A 16,583-nucleotide genomic window follows, 5' to 3' on the forward strand; every position below is an offset into this window, starting at 1 on the left:
CAGAAAACAGGCGCGATAGCGCATCACAAGCACCTGTCATACCCGCGTTGAGTATCGACAAGCCTGCTCTCAGCCTTTCATCCCGCAACCGATGATACCAAGCGCTTAAGCACACTCAACGCCAACAATCACCTTCTACCGATAACAATATGACAAATATGGCAAACGACAACGACCTCAGTCTCAGCGACATGCACGCATCTTCCAAAGTAAAAACCAAGACCACCACTGGTGCCACCGCCAAGCCAGCAGCAGCTCCTCAAAGCCGCAGCGAGCGCACAGATCGCAGCTTTGATGCCATCGCCGATCATTTTGAAAAAAAAGTCTACGGCGGATTAAAGGGTGAGATTAGGCTGGCGGTACTACGCCGTGATATTTTTGAGTACAGCGCCCAGATGCGCCAGCACCTTGGCCGGCCGCTACGTGTACTGGATGTGGGTGCAGGTCTGGCGCAAATCGCCATCGATCTGGCCGCTCAAGGGCACACTGTGGTAATCAATGATATCTCCGCCAACATGCTTGCCAAAGCACAGGCTCATGCAGCGCAGATAGACACGCCTCTTGATATTACCTGGCATATCTGCCCTTATCAGGAGCTACCAGCAAAGCTAAGCACAGAAAAGTTAGAGATAAAGAACAATGAAAAATTTGATTTGATACTATGTCATGCGCTGCTTGAATGGCTAGCAGAGCCTGCCGGTGTGATGGACTTTTTTGATCAGTATTTGATGCCCAAAGGCGCGCTGTCACTGTGTTTTTATAACCCAGCGAGCTTTGATTATCGTAATTTAATCATGGGGAATTTTAATTTACTCGACAATAGCGACTATAAAGCAGACAACGTCAAGAGCCTAACGCCTAATCATCCAGTCGCAAAAGAAGAGGTCGAGACTTGGCTCGCCGCGCATCGTTATCATGTCATACGCAGCAGTGGTCTACGCGTGTTTCATGACTATGCCCCGCTCAAACGTGGCGGACACACAGACCCCGAGGCGGTGATACGTATGGAGCTACGCTATTCACAGCACGAGCCCTACAAATGGCTGGGACGCTACTTGCATATACTGGCAACGCGGCAAGTCTAATCTGCCGGCTCACTTGCTCAGTCTTGCCGAATATCTGCAAACCGCTCTACGCCATCGTACTCTGACCATGTGGTGGCGTTGACGTCCTTTTCATCGAAGACAACCACATGCTCGAGTATGGGCAAAATACCGATATGTGAGCCTATCTCATGATTGTGGTGGCTGGCGACCAAAGACAATACCGTCTGGCCATCATCCAGCTGCAAACGGTATAGATAATTTGCACCGCGAAACACGCGGCCAACCACCAATGCTGTCTGCGTACTGTCATCATCATGAATGATGTCATCAGGGCGCACCAGTACCTTGATCGGAGTGCCATTTGGATAGTCATACTCACAGTACTGCGGATAGCCGGCTTCGTCATAGACTTCCATACGGCGATAGATATCACCCAGCGCTGTCTCGACGTGCCCTTCTTTGATGATACCATCTATCATCGCCCCTTCACCGACAAACTCAGCGACAAACGGACTGACTGGCTCATGATATAGCTCACTTGGCGTCGCCCACTGTACCAGCTTACCTTGATGCATCACCCCAACTTTATCAGCAATAGCAAACGCTTCGTTTTGATCATGCGTGACCAGTATCGCAGTGGTGTTGGTGCGTTTGAGAATATCACGTACACTCATCGCCAGCGACTCACGCAGTACCACGTCTAGATTCGAAAACGGCTCATCAAGCAGCAACAGCTTAGGTTTTGGTGCCAGCGCTCTTGCAAGCGCCACACGCTGCTGCTGACCGCCTGATAGCTCATTTGGGCGTTTGTCCGCGTGCTCAGTCAAGTCAACCAAACTTAACATCTCAGCCACGCGGGCTTTTTTGTCGGCGGTAGACCATTTGTTCAGACCAAACGCGATATTTTTTGCCACGCTTAGATGGCCAAACAACGCATAGTCCTGAAACACCATACCCATACCGCGCTTGGCTGGCGCAACGGCAAACGACTTGCGCGCGCGCTTATCAGTCAGGCGTTGATTGCTCAGATAAATACTACCACCGCGGCTTTGCTCAAGTCCTGCAATGGCACGTAAGGCCGTGGTTTTGCCGCAGCCACTATACCCCAAAAAACACCCAATCTCGCCCTGCTGTAACGTCAACGACAGTCCATCGACGACGATCGTATCGTCATAACCTACGATGAGATCTTGGACACTAAAATACGGCGACGCTGCGCTATCTACTTGGTCTTTTTGGGAATTTGTGTTTTTAACTTTATGGTCTTGGCGGGCGTCTATCTTTTGCGGTGCCTCATCGGGTTTTGGTGCATCTTGCTCGACAGCCGCATGTGCCAGATTATGGGCTTTGATAACTGGGGCGTTTTTTCGGTGCTCAAGACGCGTCTTGGCTTGTATAGACTTGGCCAGTAGTGGCTTGGTCTTTAGACTGCTGGTATGGATAGATTTAGATTCTGATGGATCATGGATTGAATCAGTGTACATAAAAGGTACCAGTTAGCGATAAAAAAATAAAACCTTGGGCATGCTGCGCGCACATACAGATGGGTGCTAAAAATGACTAAAATCGTACTGTAGCAGGTTTAACTGACTCAGGCCATACAAGTCATAAGCCGCATGCTAAAACCGTCCGCTAATAAAGTGCATAACTCCTACTGTCCAAAACTGCTGTTAGCCTTGTTTGTCACTTTGGCGCAGCAATATCCATACTGGTAGCAGCCCAACCAGCACGATTAAGAGACTTGGCAGCGCCGCTCGCCCCCACATGCCCTCGCTTGTCATCTCAAATACCCGCACCGCCAGCGTATCCCAGCCTTGCCGCCGCGTCATCAAAGTAATGGGCATCTCTTTCATCACCTCAACAAAACCCATTAGCAACGCTGTCAAAACCCCGGGGCTCAATACCGGCAGCATGACCTGCCGCCAGCGCTGATAAGCACTGTCACTGAGCAGTTTGGCCGCCGCTTCTTGATTGACCGTCAAGCGTTGCAACTGGCGATCGACAGGCTGAAAGCTCACCGTCATAAAGCGCGTCGATAGAGCCAGCAGCATCACAATGACGCTGCCTGACAATATCTGCTGCGAGGTGATACCAAAGGCAATCATCTGATTGTCAAGCCATGCAATGGGAATAAATATCCCCACCGCCAGCACCGTACCTGGTACCACATAGCCTAGGTTTGCCAAGGTCGTCATCAGCTTGGTTGTTTTGTCAGGGTACTGACGCTTGATCCACGCGATGATAATCGCCAAAAAGGCAATAAACATCGTGGTCATACTCGCAATCATCAGACTATTGGTGACAAAATCGATATAACGAGCATCAAAGTCTTGACGAAAATTGGCCGCCGTCCAGTAGATAAGCTGCAAAAACGGTATCAAAAAAGCCAGCGCAAACACTAGCGTGCACAGCAGTGCCATACCCCATTTTGCAAGTTTACTCGCCTCAAAACGATGACTACTGCCTTGGGTGACAGCAGTGCCGCGCTTGGCCTGCCAATACTGCTCAAACAACACCACAACAAAGACCACACCGATCAATAACGCGGCAAGCTGCGCGGCCGTGGTCAAGCTAAAAAACCCAAACCACGCCTTGTAGATCGCAGTGGTAAAGGTATCGACATTAAACACCGACACCGCGCCAAAGTCCGCCAAGGTCTCCATACTGGCCAACAGTAAACCACCAATAATCCACGGCAAGGCTTGCGGCAAGGCCAAACGAAAAAACACCCGTCGACGGCTCAGCCCCAGCATTTGACCAGCTTCAATCGCCCGCCGACCTTGAGATAAAAACGCTTGACGCGCCAGCAGATATACATAAGGATAAAACGCCAGCGATAGCACCAGCCCTGCGCCCCAGACATTTCGCACGGACGGAATCGCCGTACTCATGCCCAAATCACGTAAGGCGGTCTGTAACGGCCCACTAAAATCCACAATACCGACGGTCACAAATGCCAAAACATAGGCAGGTATCGCCAGCGGCAACATCAACGCCCACGAAAAAAACCGCTGGCCAGGAAAGCGGTACATACTGGTCACCCACGCCAAGGCAGTACCGATTGTCCCAGAAATAACGGTGACCATCATCAATAAAATAGCGGTGTTTTTGAGCACTTGTGGCAGCACATACTCACGCATGTGTGTCCAAATATCAGCGACAGGCTGCGTCCAAGACAACAGCACGATCAAAATTGGCACCAGCATAAACAACGAAATCAGTCCTAAGACTGATTTTGAAAGAATACGCTTACGCAAAGTGTGGTCTTGACTGACTGCGGGATGCCCGTCACTCATATCACCATCGACGATATCGCTTTGACTTACAGACGCATCTGGCGTTGTGATCATATCATTATTACCGTGTCATACTTATAGAGTCCACAAAACAACAATACCAATCCCAAAGAAATTTGAGATTGGCATTAGTCATCGGGATCTATTTATAACCCGCTTTATCCATCATCTGAATGGCTTGGGTTTGCAGCTCACCAAATTTTTGTACATTGATATCGTCTTTTTTGAAGCTACCCCATGATCTTAGCATCTCAGACTCATCCACGCCTTCTTTGACCGGAAACTCTTTGTCCGAGCTGGCATAGATTCCTTGGGCTTCATCAGAGGACAACCATTCGATCAGCTTTAGCGTACCATCTGGATTGTCTGAGCCTGCGACCACACCGGCACCTGAGACGTTTACATGCGTACCAGTGGTGCCTTGATTGGCCCAAAATATTTTTACTGGGAAGTTTGGTTTTTCGTCCAATATACGGCCATAATAGTAGCTGTTGGCGATACCGACTTCACACTGACCCGCCGCGATCGCCTCTAGCATGCTGGTGTCATCACTGAACACATCTGTGGCTAAGTTATCTACCCAGCCGCGGATAATTTCTTCGGTTTTTTCTGCGCCCAAGTGCTCAATCATGCTAGCAACCAATGATTGGTTATAGACTTTCTTTGAGGTACGTAAGCATAGCTTGCCTTTCCATTTTGGATCAGCCAAATCTGCATAAGTTGACAGTTGATCGGCGCTGACCTTGCTTGGATCATAAAAGATCGTACGAGCGCGTAGTGACAGCCCTGTCCACTGGCCTTTTGGGTCACGATATTTGGCAGGGACATTGTTTTCAAGTACCGTCGAAGCCACAGGCTGGAGCAGGCCTTGCTGAGCGGCTTGCCATAAGTTGCCCGCATCGACGGTCAATAGCATGTCAGCTGGCGTGTTCTGACCTTCTGCTTGCAAGCGCGCCATTAGCGGGCCTGTCTTGTCCGTTACCAGCTCAATTTTTACGCCTGTCTCTTCAGTATAACGATCAAGTAGCGGCTTGATCAGCTGCTCATTACGAGAAGAATAAATAGTAATGGTTTGGCCATCTGCACTCGTGGCACCATCGGTGGTTGCTTGCGGCGCAGTGCTCTCGCTGGCCGTAGTCTCGGCGCTCTCTTCTGTCGTTGAGGAATTACTACAACCCGCTAGTCCGAGCATCATGCCACAGACGACAACAGGTAAAGTAAGCTTAGAAGCAGAACGCGTAGCGCTGATGGTGTTCAATGACATGGTTTTCCCCATAATAGTGCTATAAAAAAGGTGAGATAGATAAGATGGCGACGATATAAAATGGTTATATTATCAATAACAACACTTGCTGCAGTGCGGATCGCTGACACAAGACGTTAATAATCATGTTAGATATGTCAGAATAGTCATGCCAGCTACTAGCAAGTTCTATTACTGGCGATTGATAACCCCTAATATATGAAAACAACATACTAATAGAAATGAGATTAATTATCAATACATTTGTTTGAGCGAGATTTAGCCTCCATCTCGACTCATTTTTGCCGTATTTCTAGGCCGTGTCTTCCCAACACAAACATAGCAGTTAGAGCAACCACTGACCCAAGATGACATTGACCGCCGCCTCAGTACGTAAGATACGTGGGCCAATGGTGACCGCTGTACAGCCTTGCTTGGCAAGTAAGTCAATCTCGTAATCTATCCAGCCGCCCTCGCTACCGATACAAACCAAACTCGGTAGTGCCAATGATGACGGCTGGACGTATTGGGCAAATGATTGCGCGCTGTACGGGTGCGCCACGATGGCACGGCAAGTGATCAAGCCCGCCAGCTCATCTTCGACAAACGGCTTAAAACGCTTGGCCAACGTGATACGCGGCACGATGGTATCGACGCCTTGTTGTAGCCCCTCTAAGACAAACTCATCCAAACGATCGAGCATCGGGCTTTGCCAGTAGCTTTTTTGGGTGCGGTAGCTATTAATCAGGACGATATGTCGCACACCTAGCGCCGTCATATCCATGATTAGGCGACGTAAGACCTTTGGCCGTGGCAGTGCTAACACCACCGTCAAATCAAGCTTTTTGGGCGGTGCGCAGCTCAGCTGTACATCGCATAGCTCGATTCTATCAGAGTGCATGCTTGCTATCTGTCCCGTACCGAGCTGGCCACCGAGCTGGCCTATTTTTAGCCTATCTTCGGCGGTGGCTGCCAGTACTTGAGTGACGTGCGTGATTTGCGCCGCATTATCAATATAAGCGGTGTCTGCCGAAAAGTTGTCGCTGGGCAATAAGATACAGTTCATAAAGGCTCTTGGTGCGACTGCTGGGCAATCACTTCTTCTATCATGGTCACTTGACGGGTCAGTACGGATTGTTGTTGTCTGGTCAGCCGCTCGCCTGCAAGCCCTGCCCGTTTGGCCAGTGCCAGATCACAAAGCCAAGCGGCTAACTGCTGGTAAATCAGCGCGGTTTCCGCACGGATGTCGCCAGCAGTATGGGCGGCTGACGCCCATGTCTCGTCTGTGAGACTGGCTGGTGCCGCCGTGTCAGGAGCAGTATGCGCGTGAGAGGTCGTCACAGGACGATAAAAAGCATTGTCCGGCTGATACAGCGCCCCAACCTCAGCGAGCTTGTCGACCACGCTTTGGCACGACTGCGTATAGCGCCCCATGATGACAGGCGTGGCCACACTTGCCGGCTCCACGGGATTGTGTCCGCCGATATCGACGAGCGAGCCACCGACCAATGCCACATCAGCAAGCTGATACCATATCATCAGCTCACCCATACTATCTGCCACATACACTTGCGTGGCTGCATCAATCGCCTCATCACTACTACGCCGCGCCATCGTCAATGTTGACTTTTTGACGAGCTCGGCCACCTCATCAAAGCGCTCAGGATGTCTGGGCACGAGTACAAGCAGCGTATCAGTCAGTGCCGCCTGTGACAACAATTGCTGCTGTAATGACAGGGCGATTTCTTCTTCGCCGCTGTGAGTGCTGGCCGCCACCCAAATCGGACGACCGGCGACTCCAAATCGCTCGGCCAGACTCATCTGATCGCTGATGCTATCGTGCAGCGTATTGCTTTGCTCATCTACGCGCGGCTCACTGGCGCTGCTGTCCTGCTTTGGCGCATTGATAACCCATTTTAGCGAGCCTGCCACACGGATTTGGGCACTGCTGGCACCGAGCTGCCGAAAGCGCTTAGCAGATTCATTGTCTTGCGCGATGATTAAGGTAAGGTTTTTCATCATACTACGACTGACAGCAGCAATTTTTTGATAACTGGCAAAAGAAGACGCTGAGAGCCGGCCATTGACCAAAATACTGGGAATACGCTGTTCGGCCAATTTAGATAAGATATTTGCCCACAGCTCTGTCTCGACAAACAATGCCGCTATAGGCTGTACATGGGCCAAAAACGTCTCAATCACGACAGGGCTATCGACCGGCACATAACTATGGCTCATCTGGCCTTGGGCAATCTCATCAGCAAAACGGCTGGCACCACGGGCAAAACCCGTCTGAGTGGTATTGGTCAACCATATCTGATAACCCGCTGCCAATAACGCCTCCAGTAGTGGCGCGACCGTATTGGTCTCACCCAATGAAACCGCATGACACCAGATGACGCCGTGATGCGTCACATTATCGCTCACAGCTATAGGACGTGAGGGATAATGCTTACCAAAGCGCTGCGCCACTTCTTGCTGATAGTTGTCGCGCTGGTGCGAGCGTCGCCATACTTGCAGTCGATACAAGGGCTTTAGGACATTGATGGCGCATTGATAATAAAACGGCGGCTGATACACCGCATGATTAAGCCCTGATACTGAATCAGATCTCTGCGAAACGTGCTCAGATGGCGTAGAAGAAGATGACATAGCGTCGCCCAGATTGGTAATGAATCAGATTATATGGTCAATCCAGTATAAAAGAATGACAGTATTAAACGCGCTTGAAGTATTACACATACCGATACACTCGTATATGTCTGTACTTGGCTGCTATGAGTTTTTTAGATTGAATCAATGATGACAAAATGGCAATAAAAAACGCGCCAATTCTACCTCAATTTGACACTAAACAACACGCCTTTAATCACTGCCCGCCATAAGTATAAGCAGTTCAAAATAAAAGGTATACATTAAGAATTGCGTTCTGCTGGTATAAATTTTTCTCGCTTGCTGTGCGCTTTGCACTCCAGAGGCTTCAAAAAATTCATCCCAGCAGTACTGTGTTCTTTTTAGATTGAAACGACTATATGTTAAACAATGATAAATATCAGTATCGCCACCATAACGACAGCAGCGAGCAGCAACTGATAGCGCTTACTACTATGTTGCTCTTGTTTTTGGGTAGTGATCAGCGCTTGCGCTTGCTGCCACTGCTCGAGCACACTTGCCGCTTCTGTATGACCGTTTTTTGCCGCTTGCTCGAGCCAATATTTACCATTGTCGATATCTTGCGCCACCCCCAGCCCTTGGTAGTACATCTTACTTAGCAGACGCTGGCCACGGCTATCGTTTTTGCTTGCCGCTTGTTTGACCCATTCAGCGCCCGCTGCCAGCGCCGCCTCTATCTCGGCTGTGACACCTTCGCCGAGTAGCTCATACATTGCCAAACGTAGCATGGCAGCAGTATTACCCGCCTCTGCTGCGGTTTGTAATTTGAGTAATGCTTGTTTTTTTACAGCCAAATGCTTTGGGGCAAATTTCACCTGCGCGCGCGGTGTGTTTTGCTTGGCGATATACTGCTCGAACTGCTCTAGAATGCGACTGGCTTGCTGATAGTCTGACTCGCCAGCGCTCTGCATGACCTCAATTTCCTTTAGCTCAGTCATTAGCTGAGTAAACAGCTCGGGCGTAGGCGATAGTTTGGCGCTTGGTGCCAGTGGTTCCAATGGTTCTGGGAATGATTGGGGTGCTTGGGATGATTGAGGTGTTGAAGGCTGAGGTGTTGGTTGCAGAGTGCGCGGCGAGGCAGATTCAGTTATCAGTGATGCGTCATGGGATAAGTTACTGATTGGCGTTTGTGCTTTATTGCGCGATACGTCACTGGAGGCAATTTGGTTATCTGCCGTGGGCGCGGTACTAACGCGCGCGCCTGCTTTTGTGTCATCATCGATACCGACTTGGCGGTCTATACTATCGATGCCAGCAACGCTATTGCGACTGTCAGTGTCCTTATTTGTAGTGATGCTGTCTTTGGTAAGAGATGGCGCGGTATCGGGTGCTTCAGTACCATGAGTGCTGGGCGTATGTGCCGCTGGCAATCTGGCGCTCACCGCTTGATACAGTCCGCTTGCCACCTGATCGCCTTGCACAGCAACAAAGGGGCGATCGATATGGCCAAACAGCCGCAGCCCGATAGGCTCTAACGCAAAAAACAACGGCGGCTTATCTGCCTCAGTCCCCTCAGTCGCCTTATTATCTTCACGATAGACGACCGCCATATGCTGATAAAAATCCTCACGAATGAGCGCAAGCTCAGAATAACGCTTGCCTAATTCAAACTGCCCGTACCAGTGCGGCGTCTGTTGCCAGTGCTGCGCCAGCACGCGACCTGCATAAAACGCCAAAAACACCATCAAATTGCGATAGTGCTCATCAACCAGCAGCATCTCTTCAGACCAGCGCTCTGTTTTGATCAGATCGCGGCGTATCTGAGACAGCAAGGTATCGACGCGCTGCAAGCTTGCCAGCGACTCATCCAGCATACAAGCGTGCAGCTGACTTTCATAAGCCATACCGCCTGCGATAGGACGATTGGCCAAAAAATCCTGCCAATAGCCAGCTGCCATATAATCAAGGGGCGTTACGGGCGATGCAGCCATAAACCAGCGTGTCCTTTATTTAAATATTCAAAAATTTAGTCAAAAATCGGTAACACAGCGCATTTATCAACCAGCTCACTTACAAAGCGGCAGCGAGCGCCCGCTTACCTTATCCTAAAATACCACAGGCTACAATAACGGACTAAACAGACGCACCACGTTATCAAACAGTCGCTCCGCACCATGCCGCTGCTGCCACGCCTCAAGACTCACATAGCGACAGCTTTGTAAATACACCTCTTGACAGTCTGCCACCTGTGCGACCATCTCTGGCGTATAAATCGCCAAGCTGACCTCCATGTTTAAATAAAAGCTGCGCATATCAATATTTACCGTCCCAAAGAGACAATAGTCATCATCGATGACCACCGTTTTGGTATGCAACAGCCCGCCTGTAAACAAAGCGATATTGACCCCCGCCTCTAACAGCTCTTGATAATACGCTTGTGAGGCATGCTGCACCAAAAACGAATCGACCTTTTCCGGTACAATCAGCGTCACCTCGACCCCGCGCTTTGCGGCGATGGTCAGCGCTCCTGATAGCGCCTCATCAGGCACAAAGTACGGCGTGGTAATGCGAATGCGTTTATTGGCACGATGAATGACCGTCACCAAAGTGTTATAAATCACATGCGCTGTGACTTGCGGTGCTGAGGGTATGAGCTGTGCCAACACGTCTTTTACGATCGGTTTTTTGGGTATCACAATCGACGTCGAGCCAATATCTGGCTGCTCGTGATAATCAACGTGATCGCCCAATACTTTTACGCGACTGTTTAAGTCGTTGATGGTCGGATCCATCACATAGAGCTTGCGCGTATAGTTATTGACTCGCTGATTGAGCGCATCTAGGTTTTCGTTGTTTTCGGCGCCGATATCGGTCACCACCACCTTTGTCATCGCCGTCGCAATGCTAATCGCCTGCTGGCTGGTCGCCCGAATCGCCACATCAATCCATTGACCGACATTTTTGTTTTGTTTAAAAAACCTTGGGTCCACCAGATTAAAGCTACCGATATAGCCAATATACTCATCAACCACCACAATCTTGCGATGATTGCGCAAATCAGAGCGCTTAAAGAGCGTCTTAAATAAGCCCACAGGAAGCGACTGATGGACAAATACCCCCGCCCGCTCAAGCGTACGATGCGCGCTACTATTAAAAAAGCTAAAACTGCCCACACTATCAGCCAACAGATGACACTCTACCCCGCGCCGCGCCGCCGCCGCCAGCGCCTCTATCAGCTCTAGTACCTGCCCTTTTGGATAGACAATATAAAACTCCATCAAAACAGTCCGCTGAGCGGCATTGATATCATCGATGAGACTGTTAAAGATTGCGCTCGGCTCTGTCAACAGCTGCATATTGTGATTTGGAAACACGCCAAACCCTGTCCAGCGCGTTCCTATCTGACTAACACCGCGATAGTTGGGCGGTAGCAGCTCTTGACCTTGATCAAACACCAAATGCTCACGCCGTGCCATGTCATTCATCAATAGACTGGCTTGATCTACCCGCTCACGATAACGGCGACCAATCATCGGCTCACCCAACAAAATATAGGCGATAAAACCAAACACCGGCAATGTATAAAGAACCGCAACCCAAGCGATAGACACGCCGATATTGCGCTGCACAGATACGATACGCAGCGTCATCACTATCATCAGCACAATATGCAATACCAGACCCAGTCCGGCAAAATCACCCCAAGACCAAGTCGTAAAGTACTGTTCAATAGCAAAAGTATCTATGCTCGCCTCCAACCATTCAGATAAAATCAATGACCCTTATAAAACATTCAGTAGTATAGTAGCTTTTAATCTTCAAACAACAGATAACTATCATAAATGATTTACAGGAAACACCGTTATTTTTCTAGATTTTATGACAATAAATCAATGGCTTAAAAATATATTTTCGATTATTTGCTAAAATAATCAAAATATCGTTTGACAGCCATATCTAAATCTATATAATACACACCCACAGAGCGGGTGATTAGCTCAGTTGGTAGAGCGTCTGCCTTACACGCAGAATGTCGGCGGTTCGAATCCGTCATCACCCACCACTTATTAGCAAGTGGCCTTTTATAAAGGCAAGATGCTAAGACGACCTAAGCAGCGGTAGTTCAGTTGGTTAGAATACCGGCCTGTCACGCCGGGGGTCGCGGGTTCGAGTCCCGTCCGCTGCGCCATATTTAAAACGAATTTAAACGGTTAAGTTTAAGCAAGTTTCGCCTCAAACATTAGATTGTTTGGGGTTTTTTTGTGTCTATAAACCCGCGTCAACAACCTCTCGACAACTTCAAGCCTAACCATAAAAACCAGTCAGCTTATCGCGATTAACATATAACAATCAAAACCATAAAACGCCAAGTCTTACCTACTAACACTGTAACTAACACCAAGTCACGAGCTAAAACACTAAAACCAGCTGCTTTTATCATCGTGGCTTATATGCTATTAATAGAGTTAAACCTCTGTATAGCGACAGTCACTGCCCCAGCTTTGATCTGACACCACCTCTTTTACTCTCGATGAATAAAAAAGTGAACAAACACATGGAATATCACCACATACCTAGAGAGCCGCTCGGCTTTTTCCCAACGCCATTGATTGAGCTGACTCGACTGAGTCATGCGCTCGGTGGCCCCACGATTTTTATGAAGCGCGATGATCAGACGGGGCTGGCATTAGGTGGTAATAAAACTCGAAAGCTAGAGTTTATCATTGGTGACGCCCTTGCCAAAGGAGCCGACACCATCATTACTGCAGGGGCTGCACAGTCCAATCACTGCCGGCAGACGGCCGCCGCTGCTGCAAGCTTAGGGCTTGAGTGTCATTTGGTATTAGGCGGACAGGCACCTGCAGCGGCTAACGGCAATCTCCTACTCGATCAGATTTTTGGTTGTCATATTCACTGGGCGGGTGCCCATCGCAAAGGTGAGGACATCCCTCAGCTCGTAGAGCAGTTGACCAACGCTGGCAAAAACGTCCATGTGGTGCCATATGGCGGCTCAAGTGAGCTGGGCGCGCTTGCCTTTGTAGAAGCATTTAAGGAGCTTGAGGCGCAGCGTAGTGAAATCCATGAGACCTTTACTCATATTGTTTTTGCCTCTAGCTCTGGCGGCACCCAAGCAGGACTGATGCTGGGCAATAGGCTGTCTGGTTCACCCTCGCAGATTATGGGTATCAATATCGACAAGGGCGAAACCGACCAAATCCCCTTTGATGAATACACGCTTGCCCTTGCCAACCGTACAGCGAAGCTTATCGGCGCAGACCATCAGTTTACAGCAGCCGATTTATGCCTAAACGCTGATTATGTCGGCGACGGCTATGGCGTGGTTGGCGCATTAGAAAACGAAGCCATCGCTTTGACAGCACAAACCGAGGGAATATTATTGGATCCTGTCTATACAGGCCGTGCGATGGGCGGGCTTATCGATATGATTCGTATAGGCAAAATCAAACACACCGATCGGGTATTGTTTTGGCATACTGGCGGCGCCCCTGCCTTATTTGCTTATGCCAGTGACTTGAGGGTATAAAAGTAAGCGTCTAAAAAAACAGAGCGGCTCAATCCACGACCATCTATCATGCCCATATAAACGGCCAAAAGTACGTCAATGAGCCGCGCTAAATCTTATATCACGTCATCGTCTGATGCCAAAAGCCATCAGCGCTGATTGAGTTTATTCACACTCGCAATAAGCGCCACCATGATCATACCCATCATAATCAAAACGCCTAACATCATATGCGCGGCGTCATAATTGAGCGCTTCGACTTGCTCATATATGGCGATAGACACCACTTTGGTCTCACCAGAGATACTGCCGCCTATCATAAGCACCACGCCAAACTCACCAATGGTATGAGCAAAGCTGATTAGACTACCCAAAATAATACCAACCTTGGCTTGTGGGGGCGCAACCATCATCAGACACCTTAGGCGGCTTGGCTCGAGTAATTGTGCTATCTCCATCACGCTCTTTGGAATACGCAAAAACTGCGCATAAAATGGGAGGGAATAAATAGTAGAGCCGATAACTAAGCCCTCAAAGGTGAAAATAAGCGGGCTAATATTGTGCTCATGAAGATAGTGACCGATACCAGCGCTAGGACTTAGCAAAAGCAGTAAGTAAAACCCAATCACAGTGCTTGTGAGAAGTATCGCTGCCCCTCGGCTGAACGCAAATAGTGCGTAAAACCTATGGTAGCAGGTTGATCACTAATGATAATACCGTCTTGCAAAATAGCCAGATAAAGCTCAGGCGCCAAGGTAATAAACTGCTCAGGTTTCGCATTGATAGCGCTAATTTGTGATTGCACGACAAAGCCATAGTCGATATTGCCTGTATACGCATATTGAAAGGTCTGCCCGATGTTTTCTGCTTGCATGATTCGCTTTTGCTGCTCTAAAGCATCATATATCTTTTGCGCCTGCAAGTAGGCTAATATCAGTAGGATTTATGCGCTTACCGACTATCAATACCGCTTCATCTACCTCTATCTCTTCGCCCTGCCCTGCTACAAGCGGATCTGTATAAGCGCTGCCCGCTTGTGACTCACCGATGATCTCGATGGTGCTATCTGCCGATAGTTCGCTGCCTTGCGCGATAGCATAACCATCCATCGCCGATAGGTTTTGTCTGGGTATATCAAAAGGCAAGGCGATATCTTGCGTCAGTATCTGATTGCAAGGCTTCCATGGTAATCATAAAAGGGTACTCTTTTTTTTGACGGCTATTAAATCGCTCAATGAGCAGCTATTTTTCTTGCGTATCAGATTGACCATAGCTGATATAGCAATCCCAGATTAGCGCAAAAAAAGCACCTAATAAGGTGCTTTTTTTGTGGTTATTGAAGTCTTGCTGTAGAACTAACAAGCAAGTGAGCAAAATGCCTTCTTTGACAGCCTAACATTAACAGCCAACCAGATGACACAGCCAGTTTAACAGCCTAGCTCACCATGAGGCTAGGCTTGCAGCACTGCGCTGAGTAATAAAGCCATCTGGCGTCTGGCCATTATCTGCTTGCCAACGCTGAAACGCCCTACGCGTATTGGTGCCTACGATACCGTCAGCACCTTTGGTATCGTAACCCATGCTGGTCAGGCGCTGTTGGAGATTGCGTACTTGCACAGTCGATAATGGGCGCTCATAACGCGGCCATGATTTATATAGACCGCCTTGCCCTGCCAGCGCTTTGCCCAACAAGCTGACCCCTAGGGCATAGCTTGATGAATTATTATAGACTTTGATCACATCAAAATTGGGACTGAGCAGCAGTGCAGGACCATCTTTACCAGCCGGTAGCCACAACTCCATCTGGGTATTGGCATCCAAAGACACATCATCGATAGTATCGATACCAAGCGCCGCCCATCTGGCCGCCGACTGTTTGCTGCCAACAACGGCATAATCAAAAGATGCAGGAATCCTCACTTCATAAAAAGGCGCTAAGCCGCGTACCCAGCCTGAGTTACTCAGATAATTGGCAGTAGACGCCAACGCATCTCCCGTTGCCCAAGGGTTACGGTGACCATCACCATCGCCATCCACCCCTTGTTTTAGCCAAGTATCAGGGATGAATTGGGTTTGCCCCATGCCGCCCGCCCAAGAGCCATCAAGCTGTGACCATGACACATCACCGCGCTGCAATAACGAAGCAAGCGACAACAACTGAGTTTCGGCAAACTCTTGGCGACGACCGTCATAGGCAAGGCTGGCAAGCGAGCTTGGAATGCTACTGTTGCCCGTCACCGCGCCATACGAAGACTCCATCCCCCATATTGCCGCGATGATTTCGGCATTGACGCCATACTGCGACTGTAACTGGGACAAAAACGCCCGCTGCTCTGCAAACTTACGCTTACCTGTGCTGACTCTGCCGTCTGATACCGCCGAATCCACATACTCCCACGGCATTTTAGAAAACTCAGGCTGCCCTGAGTCTAAAGAGATGACTTGCTGATTGAGATACGCCAAATCTAGCAGGCGGCGGATGGTCTGTGCATCATGACCTGACGCCATGGCGCGCATAGAAAAATCCGACTTCCAGTCAGAAAAACTGCCATAGCTTGGTTTTGCGACTGGCTGGGGTTTGACAGCAGGCTTGGGGGTCGGCTTGACCTGAATGGTCTGAGTTTGAGTAATCTGCACGTTAGCCTGACGCACAGGTTTGCTAGGTTTTTGCATCGCTTGCTGGCTGGTACAGCCCACCATGACTAGCGCTGGGAAAAGAGCAATATAGTGTTTTTTTAAAATCATAAGAAGTCTCAGGTGTGAATAAGTACTATCGGTAAGCCATACCGTTGCCAAAAATCAGAGTAATAAGCATAGAGTAACTATATACCACTCATCAACATATCGCTCATCAGTCGCTT

The 16,583-nt window shown here is 49.2% G+C and carries 12 protein-coding genes, 2 tRNA genes and 1 pseudogene; 4 read left to right on the plus strand and 11 right to left on the minus strand.

The window, feature by feature from the left end:
• The first annotated feature begins 158 nt into the window (after positions 1-158).
• Positions 159-1,085, plus strand: a complete 927-nt coding sequence (locus R0I52_RS00405) for a methyltransferase domain-containing protein (protein ID WP_317052686.1) — start codon at positions 159-161, stop codon at positions 1,083-1,085.
• A 17-nt stretch (positions 1,086-1,102) separates the two neighbouring features.
• On the opposite strand, the gene R0I52_RS00410 is transcribed toward R0I52_RS00405, so the two are convergent.
• From R0I52_RS00410 to R0I52_RS00440, 7 genes are all read right to left on the minus strand, one after another.
• Complete coding sequence (locus R0I52_RS00410; protein ID WP_410524016.1) at positions 1,103-2,530, minus strand: ABC transporter ATP-binding protein; 1,428 nt, start codon at positions 2,528-2,530, stop codon at positions 1,103-1,105.
• A 186-nt stretch (positions 2,531-2,716) separates the two neighbouring features.
• Positions 2,717-4,396 carry an iron ABC transporter permease gene (locus tag R0I52_RS00415; protein ID WP_317052687.1) on the minus strand — a complete coding sequence of 560 codons (1,680 nt, stop codon included), beginning with the start codon at positions 4,394-4,396 and terminating at the stop codon, positions 2,717-2,719.
• An 88-nt stretch (positions 4,397-4,484) separates the two neighbouring features.
• The gene (locus R0I52_RS00420) at positions 4,485-5,606 is read right to left on the minus strand and encodes an extracellular solute-binding protein (RefSeq protein ID WP_207970202.1); all 1,122 of its coding nucleotides are present in this window, start codon (positions 5,604-5,606) and stop codon (positions 4,485-4,487) included.
• Between the two features lie 325 nt (positions 5,607-5,931).
• Complete coding sequence (locus R0I52_RS00425) at positions 5,932-6,651, minus strand: 16S rRNA (uracil(1498)-N(3))-methyltransferase (RefSeq protein WP_317052688.1); 720 nt, start codon at positions 6,649-6,651, stop codon at positions 5,932-5,934.
• Positions 6,648-8,237, minus strand: a complete 1,590-nt coding sequence (locus R0I52_RS00430; protein WP_317052689.1) for a 3-deoxy-D-manno-octulosonic acid transferase — start codon at positions 8,235-8,237, stop codon at positions 6,648-6,650. The genes R0I52_RS00425 and R0I52_RS00430 overlap by 4 nt, the downstream gene beginning before the upstream one ends.
• Positions 8,238-8,620: 383 nt before the next feature.
• Entirely contained in the window at positions 8,621-10,189 is a 1,569-nt protein-coding gene (locus tag R0I52_RS00435; protein WP_317052690.1) for a sel1 repeat family protein, read from the minus strand.
• Positions 10,190-10,318: 129 nt separating this feature from the next.
• Entirely contained in the window at positions 10,319-11,974 is a 1,656-nt protein-coding gene (locus R0I52_RS00440) for a cardiolipin synthase (RefSeq protein ID WP_317052691.1), read from the minus strand.
• 211 nt (positions 11,975-12,185) lie between these two features.
• Between R0I52_RS00440 and R0I52_RS00445 the strand changes: the two genes are divergently transcribed.
• From R0I52_RS00445 to R0I52_RS00455, 3 genes are all read left to right on the plus strand, one after another.
• Positions 12,186-12,261 (plus strand) — tRNA-Val (locus R0I52_RS00445).
• Between the two features lie 49 nt (positions 12,262-12,310).
• Positions 12,311-12,387 (plus strand) — tRNA-Asp (locus R0I52_RS00450).
• Positions 12,388-12,753: 366 nt separating this feature from the next.
• Positions 12,754-13,743: a D-cysteine desulfhydrase family protein gene (locus tag R0I52_RS00455; RefSeq protein ID WP_317052692.1), complete on the plus strand. Its 990-nt coding sequence runs from the start codon at positions 12,754-12,756 to the stop codon at positions 13,741-13,743.
• Positions 13,744-13,871: 128 nt separating this feature from the next.
• On the opposite strand, the gene R0I52_RS00460 is transcribed toward R0I52_RS00455, so the two are convergent.
• The 4 genes and pseudogenes from R0I52_RS00460 to R0I52_RS00475 all read right to left on the minus strand — a co-directional run bounded on the left by R0I52_RS00460 (position 13,872) and on the right by R0I52_RS00475 (position 16,467).
• A complete protein-coding gene (locus R0I52_RS00460) occupies positions 13,872-14,135 on the minus strand; it encodes a hypothetical protein (protein ID WP_256713739.1) in 264 nt (87 codons plus the stop codon).
• A 212-nt stretch (positions 14,136-14,347) separates the two neighbouring features.
• A complete protein-coding gene (locus R0I52_RS00465) occupies positions 14,348-14,596 on the minus strand; it encodes a substrate-binding domain-containing protein (RefSeq protein ID WP_317052693.1) in 249 nt (82 codons plus the stop codon).
• A 43-nt stretch (positions 14,597-14,639) separates the two neighbouring features.
• Positions 14,640-14,894 (minus strand): annotated as a pseudogene (locus tag R0I52_RS00470) (molybdopterin molybdenumtransferase MoeA); the annotation flags it as partial.
• A gap of 268 nt (positions 14,895-15,162) precedes the next feature.
• Positions 15,163-16,467 carry a lytic murein transglycosylase gene (locus R0I52_RS00475; protein WP_289056598.1) on the minus strand — a complete coding sequence of 435 codons (1,305 nt, stop codon included), beginning with the start codon at positions 16,465-16,467 and terminating at the stop codon, positions 15,163-15,165.
• Positions 16,468-16,583: the final 116 nt, after the last annotated feature.

The organism is Psychrobacter sp. CAM01, assembly GCF_032842965.1.
Lineage (GTDB): Bacteria > Pseudomonadota > Gammaproteobacteria > Pseudomonadales > Moraxellaceae > Psychrobacter > Psychrobacter celer.

Coding starts and splice junctions, on each gene's coding strand:
- R0I52_RS00405 (WP_317052686.1), top strand. CDS start 159: ATGGCAAACGACAACGACCTCAGTCTCAGCGACATGCACGCATCTTCC.
- R0I52_RS00410 (WP_410524016.1), bottom strand. CDS start 2,530: ATGTACACTGATTCAATCCATGATCCATCAGAATCTAAATCTATCCAT.
- R0I52_RS00415 (WP_317052687.1), bottom strand. CDS start 4,396: ATGATCACAACGCCAGATGCGTCTGTAAGTCAAAGCGATATCGTCGAT.
- R0I52_RS00420 (WP_207970202.1), bottom strand. CDS start 5,606: ATGTCATTGAACACCATCAGCGCTACGCGTTCTGCTTCTAAGCTTACT.
- R0I52_RS00425 (WP_317052688.1), bottom strand. CDS start 6,651: ATGAACTGTATCTTATTGCCCAGCGACAACTTTTCGGCAGACACCGCT.
- R0I52_RS00430 (WP_317052689.1), bottom strand. CDS start 8,237: ATGTCATCTTCTTCTACGCCATCTGAGCACGTTTCGCAGAGATCTGAT.
- R0I52_RS00435 (WP_317052690.1), bottom strand. CDS start 10,189: ATGGCTGCATCGCCCGTAACGCCCCTTGATTATATGGCAGCTGGCTAT.
- R0I52_RS00455 (WP_317052692.1), top strand. CDS start 12,754: ATGGAATATCACCACATACCTAGAGAGCCGCTCGGCTTTTTCCCAACG.
- R0I52_RS00460 (WP_256713739.1), bottom strand. CDS start 14,135: ATGATGGTTGCGCCCCCACAAGCCAAGGTTGGTATTATTTTGGGTAGT.
- R0I52_RS00465 (WP_317052693.1), bottom strand. CDS start 14,596: ATGCAAGCAGAAAACATCGGGCAGACCTTTCAATATGCGTATACAGGC.
- R0I52_RS00475 (WP_289056598.1), bottom strand. CDS start 16,467: ATGATTTTAAAAAAACACTATATTGCTCTTTTCCCAGCGCTAGTCATG.